14 protein-coding genes and 1 pseudogene are annotated in these 15,749 nt (G+C 63.2%); 11 read left to right on the forward strand and 4 right to left on the reverse strand.

Annotated elements, in window-relative coordinates; translation table 11 throughout:
- Positions 1–52: 52 nt before the first annotated feature.
- A complete protein-coding gene (locus PSH73_RS11025) occupies positions 53–1,303 on the reverse strand; it encodes a ribonucleotide-diphosphate reductase subunit beta (RefSeq protein WP_170045163.1) in 1,251 nt (416 codons plus the stop codon).
- Positions 1,304–1,527: 224 nt separating this feature from the next.
- On the opposite strand from PSH73_RS11025, the gene PSH73_RS11030 reads away from it, so the two are divergent.
- From PSH73_RS11030 to PSH73_RS11045, 4 genes are all read left to right on the forward strand, one after another.
- Complete coding sequence (locus tag PSH73_RS11030) at positions 1,528–1,995, forward strand: GNAT family N-acetyltransferase (protein WP_057439736.1); 468 nt, start codon at positions 1,528–1,530, stop codon at positions 1,993–1,995.
- Positions 1,996–3,037: 1,042 nt separating this feature from the next.
- Positions 3,038–3,478 carry a cytochrome c gene (locus PSH73_RS11035; RefSeq protein WP_057439734.1) on the forward strand — a complete coding sequence of 147 codons (441 nt, stop codon included), beginning with the start codon at positions 3,038–3,040 and terminating at the stop codon, positions 3,476–3,478.
- A gap of 3 nt (positions 3,479–3,481) precedes the next feature.
- Positions 3,482–4,903: a cbb3-type cytochrome c oxidase subunit I gene (locus PSH73_RS11040; RefSeq protein ID WP_057959561.1), complete on the forward strand. Its 1,422-nt coding sequence runs from the start codon at positions 3,482–3,484 to the stop codon at positions 4,901–4,903.
- Between the two features lie 72 nt (positions 4,904–4,975).
- Positions 4,976–6,817 carry a nitric oxide reductase activation protein NorD gene (locus PSH73_RS11045; RefSeq protein ID WP_200657143.1) on the forward strand — a complete coding sequence of 614 codons (1,842 nt, stop codon included), beginning with the start codon at positions 4,976–4,978 and terminating at the stop codon, positions 6,815–6,817.
- Here the strand turns inward: PSH73_RS11045 and PSH73_RS11050 are convergent.
- Positions 6,811–7,011, reverse strand: a complete 201-nt coding sequence (locus tag PSH73_RS11050; RefSeq protein WP_198800201.1) for a protein DnrP — start codon at positions 7,009–7,011, stop codon at positions 6,811–6,813. The two genes, PSH73_RS11045 and PSH73_RS11050, sit on opposite strands and share 7 nt — an antisense overlap.
- Positions 7,008–7,727, reverse strand: a complete 720-nt coding sequence (locus PSH73_RS11055) for a Crp/Fnr family transcriptional regulator (protein WP_120732832.1) — start codon at positions 7,725–7,727, stop codon at positions 7,008–7,010. Before PSH73_RS11055 ends, PSH73_RS11050 begins: the two co-directional genes overlap by 4 nt.
- Before the next feature lie 513 nt (positions 7,728–8,240).
- Here PSH73_RS11055 and PSH73_RS11060 point away from each other — a divergent pair.
- Positions 8,241–9,428: an NnrS family protein gene (locus PSH73_RS11060; protein ID WP_057959565.1), complete on the forward strand. Its 1,188-nt coding sequence runs from the start codon at positions 8,241–8,243 to the stop codon at positions 9,426–9,428.
- Positions 9,429–9,438: 10 nt separating this feature from the next.
- Positions 9,439–9,870: a hypothetical protein gene (locus PSH73_RS11065; RefSeq protein WP_057959566.1), complete on the forward strand. Its 432-nt coding sequence runs from the start codon at positions 9,439–9,441 to the stop codon at positions 9,868–9,870.
- A gap of 40 nt (positions 9,871–9,910) precedes the next feature.
- Here the strand turns inward: PSH73_RS11065 and PSH73_RS11070 are convergent.
- Positions 9,911–10,360: pseudogene (locus PSH73_RS11070) on the reverse strand (hemerythrin domain-containing protein); the annotation flags it as partial.
- Positions 10,361–10,538: 178 nt separating this feature from the next.
- On the opposite strand from PSH73_RS11070, the gene norR reads away from it, so the two are divergent.
- From norR to PSH73_RS11095, 5 genes are all read left to right on the forward strand, one after another.
- Complete coding sequence (gene norR, locus PSH73_RS11075) at positions 10,539–12,056, forward strand: nitric oxide reductase transcriptional regulator NorR (protein WP_186626247.1); 1,518 nt, start codon at positions 10,539–10,541, stop codon at positions 12,054–12,056.
- A gap of 99 nt (positions 12,057–12,155) precedes the next feature.
- Positions 12,156–12,803, forward strand: coding sequence for a pyridoxamine 5'-phosphate oxidase (gene pdxH, locus PSH73_RS11080; RefSeq protein WP_057439727.1), 648 nt, complete (start codon positions 12,156–12,158; stop codon positions 12,801–12,803).
- A gap of 92 nt (positions 12,804–12,895) precedes the next feature.
- Complete coding sequence (gene moaB / locus PSH73_RS11085) at positions 12,896–13,450, forward strand: molybdenum cofactor biosynthesis protein B (protein WP_057444821.1); 555 nt, start codon at positions 12,896–12,898, stop codon at positions 13,448–13,450.
- Entirely contained in the window at positions 13,447–14,682 is a 1,236-nt protein-coding gene (gene glp / locus PSH73_RS11090; RefSeq protein ID WP_305462475.1) for a gephyrin-like molybdotransferase Glp, read from the forward strand. Before moaB ends, glp begins: the two co-directional genes overlap by 4 nt.
- Before the next feature lie 64 nt (positions 14,683–14,746).
- Positions 14,747–15,742, forward strand: coding sequence for a peptidase U32 family protein (locus PSH73_RS11095; protein ID WP_057959567.1), 996 nt, complete (start codon positions 14,747–14,749; stop codon positions 15,740–15,742).
- The last annotated feature ends 7 nt before the right edge of the window (positions 15,743–15,749 follow it).

Consider the following 15,749-nt stretch of genomic DNA (forward strand, 5'->3'; position numbering starts at 1 on the left):
TGCGTGGCGCCTGATAGATCGCTATCGCCGGCAAACCGGCGATAGCATTGGATCAATCCCAGCTCAACGCCCCACCAGTCTGATACTCGATCACGCGGGTCTCAAAGAAGTTCTTCTCTTTCTTCAAGTCCATGATCTCGCTCATCCACGGGAACGGGTTAGTGGTCCCTGGGTATTCTTCCTTCAAGCCGATCTGCGACAGGCGACGGTTGGCGATGAACTTGAGGTAGTCCTCCATCATCGCCGCGTTCATGCCCAACACGCCGCGCGGCATGGTGTCGCGTGCGTATTCGATCTCCAGCTGGGTCCCTTGCAGGATCATCTGGGTCGCTTCTTCCTTCATGTCGGCATCCCACAGGTGTGGGTTTTCGATTTTGATCTGGTTGATCACGTCGATGCCGAAGTTCAGGTGCATCGACTCATCGCGCAGGATGTACTGGAACTGCTCGGCCACGCCGGTCATTTTGTTGCGGCGGCCCATGGACAGGATCTGGGTGAAACCGCAGTAGAAGAAGATGCCTTCCAGCACGCAGTAGTAAGCGACCAGGTTGCGCAGCAGTTCTTTGTCGGTGTCGACGGTGCCGGTTTCGAACTTCGGATCGGAGATCGAACGGGTGTACTTCAGGCCCCAGGCTGCCTTTTTGGCGACCGATGGGATCTCGTGGTACATGTTGAAGATCTCGCCTTCATCCATGGCCAGCGATTCGATGCAGTACTGGTAGGCGTGGGTGTGGATCGCCTCTTCGAAGGCCTGGCGCAGGATGTACTGGCGGCACTCCGGGTTGGTGATCAGGCGGTACACGGCCAGCACCAGGTTGTTCGCGACCAGGGAATCGGCGGTGGAGAAGAAGCCCAGGTTGCGCATGACGATGCGACGTTCGTCGTCGGTCAGGCCTTCGGGGTTTTTCCACAGGGCGATGTCGGCGGTCATGTTGACCTCTTGCGGCATCCAGTGGTTGGCGCAGCCGTCGAGGTATTTTTGCCAGGCCCAGTCGTACTTGAAGGGTACGAGTTGGTTGAGGTCGGCGCGGCAGTTGATCATGCGCTTTTCGTCAACGGCGACACGGGCGGAAGCGCCTTCGAGTTCAGCGAGGCCTTCGGCGACGTCGAGTTTGTCCAGGGCAGCCTTGGCGCGCACGATGGCGGCGGAGTCGTTGGCGGTGACGGCGCGGGCTTCGATGGCAGCGGCAGCGCCGGCACCGTCGAGGCGGTCCATGTTGGCTTCGGTGGCGTGGCCGGCGTTGGTGCCACGGATGACCGCTGCACCGGTGTCTTCGTTGTCGACTTCGTCCCAACTCAGCATGAAATACTCCTTCCTGGTCTGTTCTGGCGGCGTATGAAACCGTCCAGAAAACTCGATAATTACCGGCTTCGCACACTATGTAGTGGTCGGCTGCCTGGGTTGGCACACTATATGGTGTGTCGGAAAGTTGGTCAACGCACAAGATGTGCGGTCTTCGGTCGCTGCCCGGCGCAAGATCGGCTATAACGCCTGGGTTTACTGGCCACACTCGGAATCTCAAGGGAATGAAAAATCTACTGATCCGCCCAGCGACCCCAGAAGACGCCGAGAGCATCTTCCTGGTGCATAAAAACTCCGTCGAAAACCTGTGCAATGCCGACTACGGTCCCGAGCAGATTGCCATGTGGCTCGACGGTCGCTCACCTGAGACCTACCGCTCGGCCATCGACGCGGGCAACCTGTGGTTGGCTTGCAACGACAGGCTCCAGGGCTTCGTGGAGATCGACGGCCATGAAGTCAGCAAGTTGTTTATTCGTGGGGAGGCAGCCGGGCAGGGGCTTGGTGCGCGTCTGCTGGCCGAAGCTTTGCAGCGCATCGCCGCAGCTGGGCATGACAGGGCCTATCTGGAGGCGACCCTGACCGCCGAAAAATTCTATGCCTCGCATGGCTTCCGCAAGATTGGCGAGGGAACATTCAGCCGGGGCAATAGCCCGGTGTCCATTGAGATCATCAAGATGGAGCGGGCTTTGTAGTTCGGTGCTCTACCAGTTGCTTCTTGCTGGTCCTGCAAGACTGCCTGCGTCTGCTCTGGAAGACGGGAGTTGTGATCCAGGCAAAGGCCAGTGTGTGCAAAACGCTGTCACGTTCGCTATCAGTAATGTGGGGTTCTTCAGGGGTGGGGTTGGGTGCATATCCATTGCTGCGGTAACGGCGGCTATTGGTTCCGCTCTTACAGCGGGTCACTTTTGGAAAAGAGCCCCAAAAGTAACCAAAAGGGCTCTTGCCCCACCACTCGGTGCCTCGCCTAGGCTCGGCATGCCCGCAGTCAGGCATTGCTCCGTGGGCCCGCCGCGATCGGCCATCCCTGGCCGTGTCGCGGCTACCCCGGCATCCATGCCGGGGTGCCCACTGCGCAATACCTGCCTGCGGCCATCGTGGTTTAACGGGGCGCCTAAGATCAAAAGCCAGATCAAAAGCAGAGCAACAGCAAAGCCGGGGTGCGAAGCTGCCTTCCCCTGTGGGAGCTGGCTTGCCTGCGATGGCGGTTCATCAGCCAATACATTTATCGACTGATACATCGCCATCGCAGGCAAGCCCGCTCCCACAGGGGTACGCGCACGCCTCGACGATCAGGTCGGCTGTCAGGCCGCCTCGCTTTGCTTGTGATGTTGATCTTAGGCGCCCCGTTAAACCACGCTGGCCGTCATCCGATATTGATTTGGGGGGTAACCCGGCAGGACGCCGGGTTAGCCGCGCTGGGCCATGGATGGCCCATCGCGGCGGCCCCCCAAATCAATGTCGGATGACGGGCACACCGAGCCAAGGCGAGGTGCCGAGTGGTGGGGCAAGAGCCCTTTTGGTTACTTTTGGGGCTCTTTTCCAAAAGTGACCCGCTGTAAGAGCGGAACCAATAGCCGCCGTGACCGCAGCAACGGATATGTACCCAACCCCAACCCCAACCCCAACCAATACCCAATACCCGACCAAAACCATCAGCATTTCTTGATCGCCATCAAGCAGCTTTTACCCCCTCACTTCCTATCATGGTCCCTGCCAAGCAATGAGGAAGCGACCATGTCAGAGACCTTCACCAAGGGCATGGCCAGGAATATCTACTTCGGAGGAAGCGTGTTCTTCTTCCTGATATTCCTGGCCCTGACCTACCACACCGAACAAACCTTTCCCTCTCGCAGTAATCAGGAGCTACTCACCGAATCCGTGGTCCGCGGCAAGGGCGTCTGGGAGCGCAACAACTGCGTCGGCTGCCACACCTTGCTGGGCGAGGGCGCGTACTTTGCGCCGGAACTGGGCAATGTGTTCAACCGCCGTGGCGGCGATGAAGCGTTCAAGCCATTCCTGCACGCCTGGATGAAGATGCAACCCTTGGGCGTTCCGGGCCGGCGCGCGATGCCGCAATTCAACCTCAGCGATCAGGAGGTGGACGATATGGCCGAGTTCCTCAAATGGAGCTCGAAGATCAACACCAATGGCTGGCCGCCAAACAAGGAGGGCTGAGGGATGCGTACCGTCAATCCATATCTGAAATTCCAATCCCAGGCCGTCGCCAAACCCTACTTTGTATTCGCGCTGATCCTGTTCCTGGGCCAGGTGCTGTTCGGTTTGATCATGGGCCTGCAATACGTGATCGGCGACTTCCTGTTCCCGCTGATCCCGTTCAACGTGGCCCGCATGGTCCACACCAACCTGCTGATTGTCTGGCTGCTGTTCGGGTTTATGGGCGCCGCCTACTACCTGGTGCCGGAAGAGGCCGACCGCGAGTTGCACAGTCCCAAGCTGGCGATCCTGTTGTTCTGGGTGTTTGCCGCCGCCGGCGTGTTGACCATTCTCGGTTACTTGCTGGTGCCCTATGCGGCCCTGGCCAAGTTGACCCATAACGAACTGCTGCCGACCATGGGCCGTGAGTTCCTGGAACAGCCGACCATCACCAAAATGGGCATCGTGGTTGTCTGCCTGGGCTTTCTCTACAACATCGGCATGACCCTGCTCAAGGGCCGCAAGACCACCGTGAGCATGGTGATGATGACCGGGCTGATCGGCCTGGCGGTGTTCTTCCTGTTCTCGTTCTACAACCCGGGCAACCTGGCGCGGGACAAGTTCTACTGGTGGTGGGTGGTGCATCTTTGGGTGGAAGGCGTGTGGGAGCTGATCATGGGCTCGATGCTCGCCTTTGTGCTGATCAAGGTCACCGGCGTCGACCGTGAGGTCGTGGAAAAATGGCTGTACGTGATCATCGCCATGGCCCTGATCACCGGGATCATCGGCACCGGTCACCACTTCTTCTGGATCGGCGCGCCTGAGGTGTGGCTGTGGGTCGGCTCGATCTTCTCGGCCCTGGAGCCCCTGCCTTTCCTGGCGATGGTGATGTTTGCCTTCACCATGGTCAAACAGCGTCGCCGCCAGCACCCGAACCGGGCAGCCACGTTGTGGGCCAAGGGCACCACGGTCACGGCGTTCTTCGGCGCCGGGGTCTGGGGGTTCCTGCACACCCTGGCACCGGTCAACTTCTACACCCACGGCACCCAACTGACCGCCGCCCACGGCCACCTGGCGTTCTTCGGTGCCTACGCGATGATCGTCATGACCCTGATCAGCTACGCCATGCCCCGCCTGCGCGGTATTGGTGAAGCACCGGATGCACGCTCGCAGACCCTGGAGATCTGGGGCTTCTGGATGATGGTCCTGTCGATGGTGATGATCACCCTGTTCCTCACCGCTGCCGGTGCCGTGCAGGTCTGGCTGCAACGCTGGCAAGTGGACGGTGTGGCGCTGCCGTTCATGGCCACCATGGACCACCTGACGGTGCTGTTCTGGGCACGCCTGGCCAGTGGCGTGGTGTTCCTGCTCGGCCTGCTCTGCTACCTGTGGAGCTTCCGGCAGCGGGGCAAGGGCTTGAACTCTGCCGCTCCCGTGACGGCTTAACCGGTAAACGTCAATCCCCAAGAGGGCGGCCCGGCAGGTTCTGCGGGCCGTTTTACGTCTGGAGCACTTCACATGGCCTTTACCCTTGAGTTGGAAGAGTGGGTCGGCAGTGTCTGGCACCGCTTTATCACCCGCCGCGCCAGTGCCGACTTCCCCGAGGCGCGGGTCGATCTGGTCGACCGCCAGCGCAGCCTGGCCCTGTTGTTCCGCGCCCTGGGCGGCGCCCATGGGATAGCCGTGGAAGCCGCCAGCGAGCGCGATCTGCTGCTGCGGCGCAACCTGTTGATGCGCATCGCCGGCACCTGCCGGCAGGCGCCCCTGGCCTCGTGCGATGGTCATCGCCTGCGCCTGCCGGCAAGCCTGGCGGTGTTTCCCTCGGCCGCCCTGAACCTGGAACTGTACCGCTGGCTGGCGCTGCTGGCCGCGCACGCCGGGCCGATGACCCACTGGGCCCGGGACAATCAGCGCTGGACCTGGCTGCTGTTGCAGCGCTACCCGGCCATGCTCCCCAGTTATCAGCGCCTGGTGGACGCCCACCTGCAATTGCGCCCCGATCCCGCCACCCTCAACCCCGCCGAAGCTGCCGTAGAAAAAGCCTTGCGCAAGGCCCTGCGCGAACCCGGCAGCATCCGCCAGTTACCCCGCAGCGAGCGCGCCGCCTGGCCGTTGCCGCTGTGGCTGTATCCACCCTTGCACCTGCACAGCCCGCAGGCCGCAGATCAGGACGAAGAGGGCGACGACCTGGCAACCCGGCCCGGCGAACAGCAGGGTGCGCCTAAACAGGCCAACCGGGTCGACGACAACAGCCGCGACGGCGGCCTGTTGGTGGTGCGCCTGGAAAACCTGTTCAGTTGGACCGAGCATGTCGATCTGGACCGCTGGGCCGACGATTCCGAGGACGAAGATGCCGCGCGGGTCGCCGAAGACCTCGACCAGTTGAGCCTGTCGCGCCAGCGCGTGCGCAAGAGCGGCGGGCTCAAGTTGCACCTGGATCTGCCCCCGGCCGACGTCGACGATATCCCCCTGGGCGAAGGCATCAAGCTGCCCGAGTGGGACTACCGCCAACAGTGCCTGCAAGCGAATTTCGTCAACCTGCAACTGATGCAACCCCGGGACAGTGCGCCCCAGCCGTTGCCGGCGCGCCTGTTGCCCCAGGCCGCGCGCTTGCGCCGCCAGTTCCAGCTACTGCGCACCGACCGCCAATGGCTGCGCCAACAGCCCCAGGGCGCAGAACTGGACCTGCAGGCGTGGTTGGACTTCCATGTCGAACGCCAACACGGAGCGTGCGCCGAACGTGGCCTGTTCAAGGAGCAGCGCCGCACCCGGCGGGACTTGGCCTGTTTGCTGCTGGCCGATTTGTCGATGTCCACCGACGCCCATTTGAACGATACGCAAAAGGTCATCGATGTGATCCGCGACAGCCTGTTGCTGTTTGGCGAAAGCCTGGCGGGCCTGGGCGATGCGTTTGCCTTGTATGGCTTCTCGTCTTTGCGTCGCCAGCAGGTGCGCCTGCAGCAGCTCAAGTCATTCCAGCAACCCTACGACGACCATACCCGTGGCTGCATTCAGGGCCTGAAACCGGGTTACTACACGCGCATGGGCGCAGCCATCCGCCACGCCACCCAAACCCTGGGGGCCTGCAAGCAACGGCGCAAACTGCTGTTGATTGTGACCGATGGCAAGCCCAACGACCTGGACTTGTATGAGGGGCGCTATGGCGTGGAGGATACCCGCCAGGCCGTGATGGAAGCGCGGCGTCAGGGCCTGGTGCCGTTCTGCATCACCATCGACAAACAGGCCGGGGATTACCTGCCGTACATGTTCGGCGCCCACGGCTACACCCTGATCCGTCAGCCGGAGCAACTGCCGTTACGCTTGCCGCAGCTCTACCGGCAGTTGACCGAAGATCAGTAGAAGTCCCGGGGCAGCCAGAAAAACATCACGATGCAGAACACGGCCAGCCCCAGGCAGAACCATTGGAAGCGCTTGAGCCGTCGCGCCTCAAGGTGTGCGGTGGAGGCGGGCAGGGGCATGGCGCAGCGTTCGCAGGCCGTCTGCGCCGGCGGGTTGGCATGTTGGCAATACAGGCAGGCCCGCACGGCGTTCATTCGAATTGCTCCAGGCGCAGGCGGTCAAGAATGGCGATCTGGCGCCCGTCCTGGGTGATGATTTTTTCGTCGATCAAGCGGCGAATGATCCGCGAAAACGTCTCCGGTTGGATCGACAGGTGCCCGGCGATCAACTGCTTGGCCATGGGCAGTTCGAACGAACTGTCGACGCTGTGCAGGCGCACCAATTGCGTCATCAGGTAGCGCACCACCCGGTGGGTGGCGTTTTTCAGCGACAGGGTCTCGATCTCGTTGACCCGTTGGTGCAGGCGCACACACAACTTGCCCAGCAGGGCGAAAGTCAGGCGGCTGTTGCTGTGAAGTAGGCGCATATAGGTGGCGTTGGACAGGCGATACAACTGCGTGGGGCACACCGCTTCGGCGCAGGCCACGTAGTTGGGGGTGTCCATCAGCATCATCGCCTCGGCGAAGGTCTGTCGTTCGCCGATCACCTCAAAGACTTTTTCCTGGCCGTCCGGGGTCAGGCGGTAGATCTTCACCGCGCCGGCAATCACGAAGTAAAACGCATCGGCCGGTTCGCCCTGGCGGAACAACGGCTCGCCCTTGTCGACACTCAGCAGTTGACTGCTGGCCATCAACTCATCCATCTGCTCTTCGTTGAGCGGCTCGAACAGGTGATGGCTGCGCAGGATCTGATGATGCACGCGGTGCAAAACCCGGGGTGCATCCTTGGAACAGCTCAGGGACGGGATCATACAAGCCACAACGACAGGCCGCTGGCCGCCGCCATCATCGAACCGAGGATCACGAACCAGGCGAGGGGCTGGATGACTTTTTTCATGGTGACTCCGTGGGGGCGGTAATAAGGGATAACCGAGTAGAGCAAGAGCTGGGCCAAGGCACGGGCCTTGTAAAACCTGGGCTGTAGCGCCTTGAGGGTCAAAATGACCTGGCCTATAAGGGTTCTTTTAACCCTCTAATGGTTATTTAAACCCTCATATACAACACCGCCCCCCTGTGGGAGCTGGCTTGCCTGCGATGGCATCGCTGCGGTGTAACCGCCAGACCGAGGTGTTTGCATCCCAGGCAAGCCAGCTCCCACAGGGGTGGGGCGGCGCACCGGGGAATTCGGCCCGGCCCTTGCAACACTGATTGCGCGACGGCCCCAAGGATAGTGCGCCGCCTCTGGACCCCGCTTGATCTGCGACAAGGGCCAGGGGCGGGCAATCCCGGATGATCGGGCCGGCAATGACTTGAGGAGTGGTGGTATGCAAGTGCTGGATCGACGCAAGGCTATGTCGATTACCCCGTTGTTTCGCCTGGCTTTCCGGCCATTTTTCCTCGGTGGCTGCCTGTTGGCGCTGCTGGCGATCCCCCTGTGGCTGCTGGCCCTGGCCGGCGATGCGGGCTGGCAGCCGGCGGGCGGTTGGCTGGCGTGGCATCGCCATGAGCTGCTGTTCGGTTTTGCCCTGGCAATCATCGGCGGGTTCCTGCTGACGGCGGTGCAGACCTGGACCGGCCGCCCCGGCATCAGCGGCATGCCCCTGGCGGTGCTGGCCGGGGTATGGCTGGCCGCACGCCTGGCCTGGCTGTTCAACCTGCCGTGGCCGCTGCTGGCGGTGCTGGAGCTGAGCTTTCCCCTGGCGGTCGCCGGGCTGATGGGCTGGACCCTGTGGAAAGTGCGGCAACAACGCAACTACCCGATTGTGCTGGTCCTGCTGTTGTTGGCCCTGGCCGATGGCCTGTCCCTGTATGGCCTGCTGCGCGCTGACGAAGGCTGGCAGCGCCAGGCGGTGTTGACCGGGTTGTGGCTGGTGGCGGCGATGATGGGCTTGATCGGCGGGCGGGTGATTCCGTTCTTCACTCAGCGAGGCCTGGGGCGCACTGAAGCAGTGAAGCCCTGGCCGTGGCTGGATTACCTGCTGTTGGCAGGCTCGGCGCTGGTGGCGCTGCTGTATGCCAGCGGCGTGGCGCTGATGCCCAGCCTTTGGGTCGGCCTGTTGTTTGCCCTGCTGGGGCTCGGTCATCTGCTGCGCCTGGTGCGCTGGCACGACCCAGGCTTGTGGCGCGTGCCGCTGCTTTGGTCGCTGCACCTGGCCTATGCCTGGCTGGCTGTGGCCTGCCTGGGTATGGCGCTGTGGCACGTGGGCGTGCCACTGAGCCCGAGCCTGGCGGTGCATGCGCTGACGGTCGGGGCAATGGGCGGGTTGATCCTGGCGATGATCGCGCGGGTCAGCCTCGGTCATACCGGCCGGCCTCTGACGCCGCCCAAGGGCATGACCCTGGCTTTCGCGCTGTTGAACCTGGCCTGCCTGAGCCGGGTGCTGCTGGTGCTGATCTGGCCGTATGCCGCGCTGTGGCTGGCGGGCCTGTGCTGGACCCTGGGCCTGGGCCTGTATCTATGGCGCTATGCCCCAATGCTGTGGCGTGCGCGGGTTGACGGCCATCCGGGCTAGGAGAACGGCAATGCTCTATTCGTGGTTATTGATTGTGCATCTGCTGGCGGCCATCGCCTTTATCGGCACGCTGTTCTTCGAGGTTTTCATCTGGCACCGCGCCCGCGAAGAGTTGGCCTGGTCGGCGCAGTTCACCAGCGAGCAAGCCATTGCCCGGCGTTCGCGGCAGGTGCTGCATGGGGTGGTGGTGCTGTTGTATGGCGCGGGCGTCGGCCTGGCCTGGCATTACCGCGGCGTGCTGGGCGCGCCCTGGGCCAGTCATTTTTCGGCGATGTTGAGCCTGAAGATCGTATTGGCGCTGAGCATCATCGGGCATTACCTGTTGCTCGCGTACTGGCTGACGCAAAAGCGCCTGAGCCCGTTGCGAGCGGTATGGATTCGCCGCAGCATCCTTGGGCATATGGTGCTGATCGTGATCCTGGCCAAGCTGATGCTGCGCTGAGTCCTGTAGGCGCGAGCAAGCTCGCTCCTACGGAGAGGGGTCAGGCTGTTAGCGCACGAACAAACAACACGTCATTTTCCAGATGAATATGCTCCAGCAAGTCTGCATGAAACGCTTCCAGCCCTTGATACAGGGTGCGCCAGGTATTGCACGCGTCAGCGGGCGGCTGGATGCGATGGGTCAGCGCCAGCAACTGCTCCAGGGCCTGGCCGTGTTGTTCATGCTCATAGCGCATGACCTGGATCGGCGGCGCGGCCTGGGGGCCCATGCCCATTTGCAGCATCGGGAACAGCACCTGTTCCTCCTTGAGCATATGGCCCTCCAGTTCCTGCTCGATATCCCGCAACAAGTCGGCCAGGCCATTGGGGCAGGCCAGGTGATGGCCGTGGACCTGCTCGACGCGGCTGGCCAGGCGGATCAGTTCCGGCAGTTGTTCGCGGTGGCGGGCGTGGTAACGCTGCAGCAAATGCTCGATCAATTGCGCCTGGGGCAGGCTGTCCGGGGCGATGGCGTTCATCGGGTTTCCTCATCAAGTGAACAGATAAGCCGGTGATTGCATGCCTTGTGCCACCGGCAAGTCATTGAAAAAACGCGATTAATTTTTTGTAGTGGTCAGGAACACCCTGATGCTGCACGGTAGAACCGACCATACAAGGGTAGTAATGACCATGTTGCGTGAAAGTCTGTCGGCCGATCTGATTGTCGAACTGCCCAATGCTGTGCGCCTGCAACGCCTGGTGCAGACCCTGCGTGAATATTTCCATAGCGGCGCCGTGGGCCTGTTGCGCCTGGACGGCGACGACAGCCTGCGCCCGGTGGCCACGGTGGGGCTGGTGCATGAGGCCCTTGGCCGACGCTTTGTGATTGCCCAGCACCCGCGGCTGGCGGCGATCATGGCGTCCCGCGAGCCGACCTGGTTCGAACCCGACAGCCGCCTGCCGGACCCGTATGACGGGTTACTCGATACCCAGGTCGGCGAACCGCTGCCGGTGCATGACTGCATGGGCGTGAGCCTGTTCGTCGAAGGCCGACCCTGGGGCGCGATCACCCTGGATGCGCTGCATGCCGGGACCTTCGACGCCAATGCCCGCGAGCAACTCAAACGCTGCACCTTGCAGATCGAGGCCGCGGTGCGGGTCACACGCCTGGAGCAGGAAAACCGCAGCCTGCGCCTGTCGCGCAATGAGCCGCTGGCGGGTTTGCCCAGCGTCGAAGATGGCGAAATCCTCGGCCAGAGCCCGGTGCTGCATCAACTGCTCAACGAGCTGGATGTGCTCGCCGATTCGGACCTGCCGGTGCTGCTGCTCGGCGAAACCGGGGTGGGCAAGGAGTTGTTTGCGCGCCGTCTGCATCGCCTGTCGCGGCGCAGTAAAAAGCCGCTGATCCAGGTCAACTGCGCGGCGCTGCCGGAGTCGTTGGCCGAGAGCGAGTTGTTCGGGCATGTCAAAGGTGCGTTTTCCGGCGCCACCAGCGACCGTGCCGGGCGTTTTGATGCGGCCAACGGCGGCACGCTGTTCCTCGATGAAGTGGGCGAGTTGCCGTTGAGTGTGCAGGCCAAACTGCTGCGCACCTTGCAGAACGGCGAGATCCAGCGCCTGGGTGCCGACAAGCCGTTGCATGTGGATGTACGGATTATCGCCGCGACCAACCGCCACCTGCCCGAGAGCATTCGCCAAGGATTGTTTCGCGCCGATCTGTACCACCGACTGTCGGTGTACCCGGTACCGATCCCGGCGCTGCGCGAGCGTGGCCACGATGTGCTGCTGCTGGCCGGGCATTTCCTGGAGCTCAACCGGGCGCGCCTGGGCCTGCGCGGTTTGCGTCTGTCTCCGGCGGCCGAGCAGACCCTGCTCGGTTATGCCTGGCCGGGCAATGTCCGCGAGCTGGAACACGTGATCAGCCGCGCCGCTCTGAAGCAGTTGAGCCGGGGTGGCAATCGCAACCAGATCATGACCCTGGAAGCCGAGCTGCTGGATCTCGACAGCGCCACCTTGGCCCAGGCCCCTGTGCCTGAAGTGCCGGCGCCGGCGTTCCAGAGCTTGAGCGATGCGGTGGACGACTGCCAGCGCCAGAAGGTGCGCCAGGCGTTGAGCCTGTCCGGCGATAACTGGGCCAGCGCTGCGCGCATGCTTGGCCTGGACTCCAGCAACCTGCACAAACTGGCGCGGCGCCTGGGGCTCAAGTAACGGCCTGCGACGCCATGCCGCGGCGCGCAGTTGATCGCGATCAAGGTGCGCAGGGCGGCGGCTGATCAGACTGTGGCGAATTGACCGGAGGTTCGCCCCATGCCCCTTTCCCTGGCGCAGATGCGCCGCAACTACACCCTGTACGGTTTGCGGGATGACCTGGTACAGGACGATCCCCTCGTATTGTTCGGCCAGTGGCTGGAGCAGGCGCGCAAGACTGAAGTGGCGCCGGTGGAGGCCAACAGCATGGCCCTGGCCACCGTCGATGCCCAGGGCCGTGCCCATTGCCGGATCCTCTTGCTCAAGGGCTTCAGCGCTGAAGGCTTCACCTTTTTCGGCCACTACCAGAGCGCCAAGGGCCAGGAGCTGGCGAGCAATCCCAGCGCGGCCATGACCTTTTTCTGGCCGGGCCTGGAACGCCAGGTGCGCATCGAAGGCACGGTCGTGCGTTTGGCGCCGCAGCTGTCCGATGAGTACTTCAACTCACGGCCCCTGGCCAGCCAGGTCGGCGCCTGGGCGTCGCCGCAAAGCCAGCCCCTGGCCCATCGCGCCGAGCTGGAAGGCCGTCTGCGCGATGCCACCCAACGCTTTGCCGGGCAACCACCGCCGCGCCCGGCGGAGTGGGGCGGTTACTGCCTGCAACCCGAGCGTGTGGAGTTCTGGCAGGGCCGCGCCGATCGCCTGCACGACCGCCTCGATTACCGCCTGCACGACGGCACCTGGCAGCGCAGCCGCCTGGCCCCCTGAATTCACCTAGAGGTACCTCCTCGGAGGAATAGGCCCGCCGGCCTTTGCGGTGCAGGCTGGCGCCATTGCTCATTTATTCCGGGATTTTCACCATGGCACATCTGACTCAACGCAATTTCGTCTCACTGAATATCGCCGTACTGACCATCAGCGATACGCGCAATTTTGACAGCGACACCTCGGGGCAAACCCTGTGCGACCGCGTGCAAGCCGCTGGTCACGCGCTGATTGACCGGGCCTTGGTGGTGGACGATATCTACCAGATCCGCGCACAGATTTCGCAATGGATCGCCGACCCCCAGGTGCAAGTGATCCTCACCACCGGCGGCACCGGCTTTACCGCGCGGGACAACACCCCGCAAGCGGTATTGCCACTGCTGGACAAGCATGTCGAAGGCTTTGGCGAACTGTTCCGCCAGGTGTCCCTGCAAGAGATTGGCATGTCGACCCTGCAATCGCGCGCCCTGGCCGGCATGAGCAATGGCGTGCTGGTGTGCTGCATGCCCGGTTCGCCCGGCGCCTGCCGCACCGGTTGGGACAAGATCCTCCTGGGGCAACTGGACAGCCGCACCGGGCCCTGTAACTTCGCCCCGCACCTCAAGCCCCAGGCCGCGCAAGTGCTGGAACCTTGTGAGGCTCGGCCATGACTACATCGGTGTGTGAAAGCGGCGAACTGATCCCGGTGGATGAGGCCATCGAACGCCTGTTGGCCCAGGCACCGCCACCGCCGTCCACGCAGCAGGTGAAAACCGCCCAGGCCCTGGGCCGGGTGTTGGCCGGCGACATCTTTTCCCCGGTAAACCTGCCGGCCTGGGACAACAGCGCCATGGACGGCTACGCCTTGCGCGCTGCCGACCTGCCGGCCGAGGGCGGTTACCTGCGCCTGGCCGGGCGGATTGCCGCTGGCGAGGAGGCCGCGACGGCGTTGGGCAGCGGGCAGACCATGCGCATTTTTACCGGCGCACCCTTGCCGGCCGGGGCCGACACCGTGGTGCCCCAGGAGCGTTGCCGGGTCTATGGCCAACGCATCTGGTGCCCGCCGATGCGCACGGGTGAGCATGTGCGCAAGCAAGGCGAAGAAGTGACCCAGGGCGCCTTGCTGCTGCCGGCCGGCAAGCGCCTGCGCGCCCAGGAACTGGGCCTGCAGGCGGCTGCCGGGCTGGCCCAGGTCAAAGTCTATCGACCGTTGCGGGTGTGCCTGTTGAGCAGTGGTGATGAACTACGCGAGCCGGGCGATCACCTGGCTCCAGGGCAGATCTACAACAGCAATCGCCACTGCCTGGCGGCCTTGCTGCAAGGCTGGGGCGTGGAGGTGCATGACTATGGGGTGATGGCCGACGAATTGGCCGTCAGCCGCGATGCATTGAGCCTGGCGTCCTCGGAATGCGACCTGCTGCTGACCTCCGGCGGAGTGTCGGTGGGCGAGGAAGATCACCTCAAGCAAGCCATCAAGGAACTGGGCCACGTTGATTTCTGGCGCCTGGCGATTCAGCCGGGCAAGCCCCTGGCGTTTGGCGATGTAGCCGGCAAACCATGGATCGGTTTGCCCGGCAACCCTTCGGCCGCACTGATTACCGCGTTGGTGGTGGTGCGTCCGTTTCTGTTGCGCGCCCAGGGTGTGACCGAGGTCACGTCAGTGCCGCTGCTGGTGCCGGCCGATTTTATCTGGGCCCAGCGCAACCGCCGTCGCCAATACCTGCGCGCACGCCTGACCCCGGGTCTCGACGGCCAGGCGCGGGTCACGCTGCACCCCCGGCAAAGCTCGGCGATGCTCAGCGCCGCATGCTGGGCCGATGGCCTGGCGATTGTGGAGCGTGATCAGCTAGTGGAGAAGGGCGGGCTGGTGCGGTTCGTGTCTTTTGCCGAACTGATGCAGTAACCCCCTTTGATGGAAATCACTGTGGGGGCGGTGTTGGTGATGAATTTTCTGATGAGGATCAACCATGCAACTGGTCTGCCCGGCAGGCAATCTGCCTGCGCTTAAAGCCGCCGTGCGCCAAGGTGCCGATGCGGTGTACGTGGGGTTTCGCGATGACACCAATGCCCGGCATTTTGCCGGGCTGAATATGGACGACAAGCAGTTCGACGGTGCCGTCGCCCATATCCGCCAGCACCAGCGCAAGCTGTATGTGGCCGTCAATACCTACCCGCAGCCCAAGGGCTGGGAGCGCTGGCAACGGGCGGTGGACCGCGCTGCCGACCATGGCGTGGATGCCCTGATCGCAGGTGATCCGGGGGTGCTGCAGTACGCCAGCAGCCGCCATCCGCAAATGGCCTTGCACCTTTCCGTACAGGGCTCGGCTACCCATGCGGCAGCGTTGCAGTTCTACGCCGAGCGCTACGGTATCCGTCGTGCGGTATTGCCCCGGGTGTTGTCCCTGGCCCAGGTCAAGCATGTGGCCGCCAGCAGCTCGGTGCCGATTGAGGTGTTTGGCTTTGGCAGCCTGTGCATCATGGCCGAGGGCCGTTGCCACCTGTCTTCGTACATCACTGGCGAATCGCCGAACCTGTGTGGCGTGTGCTCACCGGCCAAGGCGGTGCGCTGGAGTGAAGACGCCGACGGCCTGAGTGCGCGCCTGAGTGAAGTGCTGATCGACCGCTACACCCCGGACGAGCCGGCAGGCTACCCGACCCTGTGCAAGGGCCGCTTCATGGTCGATGGCAAGCGCTTCCATGCCCTCGAAGAACCCACCAGCCTCGACACCCTGGACCTGATCCCCGAGTTGATCGCCATGGGCGTCGCAGCGGTAAAAATCGAAGGCCGCCAGCGCAGCCCGGCGTATGTCGAGCAAGTCACCGGGGTCTGGCGCGCCGCGCTGGACGCCCACCGCAGCGCGCCGGAACGCTTTGTGGTCAAGGACCAGTGGCGCAGTGTGCTGGCCGGTCTATCCGAAGGCAGCCAGACCACCCTGGGCGCCTACCATCGTTCGTGGCAATGAGGAGCCG

Origin of the sequence: Pseudomonas sp. FP2294, assembly GCF_030687625.1 — a bacterium.
Taxonomy (GTDB): Bacteria; Pseudomonadota; Gammaproteobacteria; order Pseudomonadales; family Pseudomonadaceae; genus Aquipseudomonas; species Aquipseudomonas shahriarae.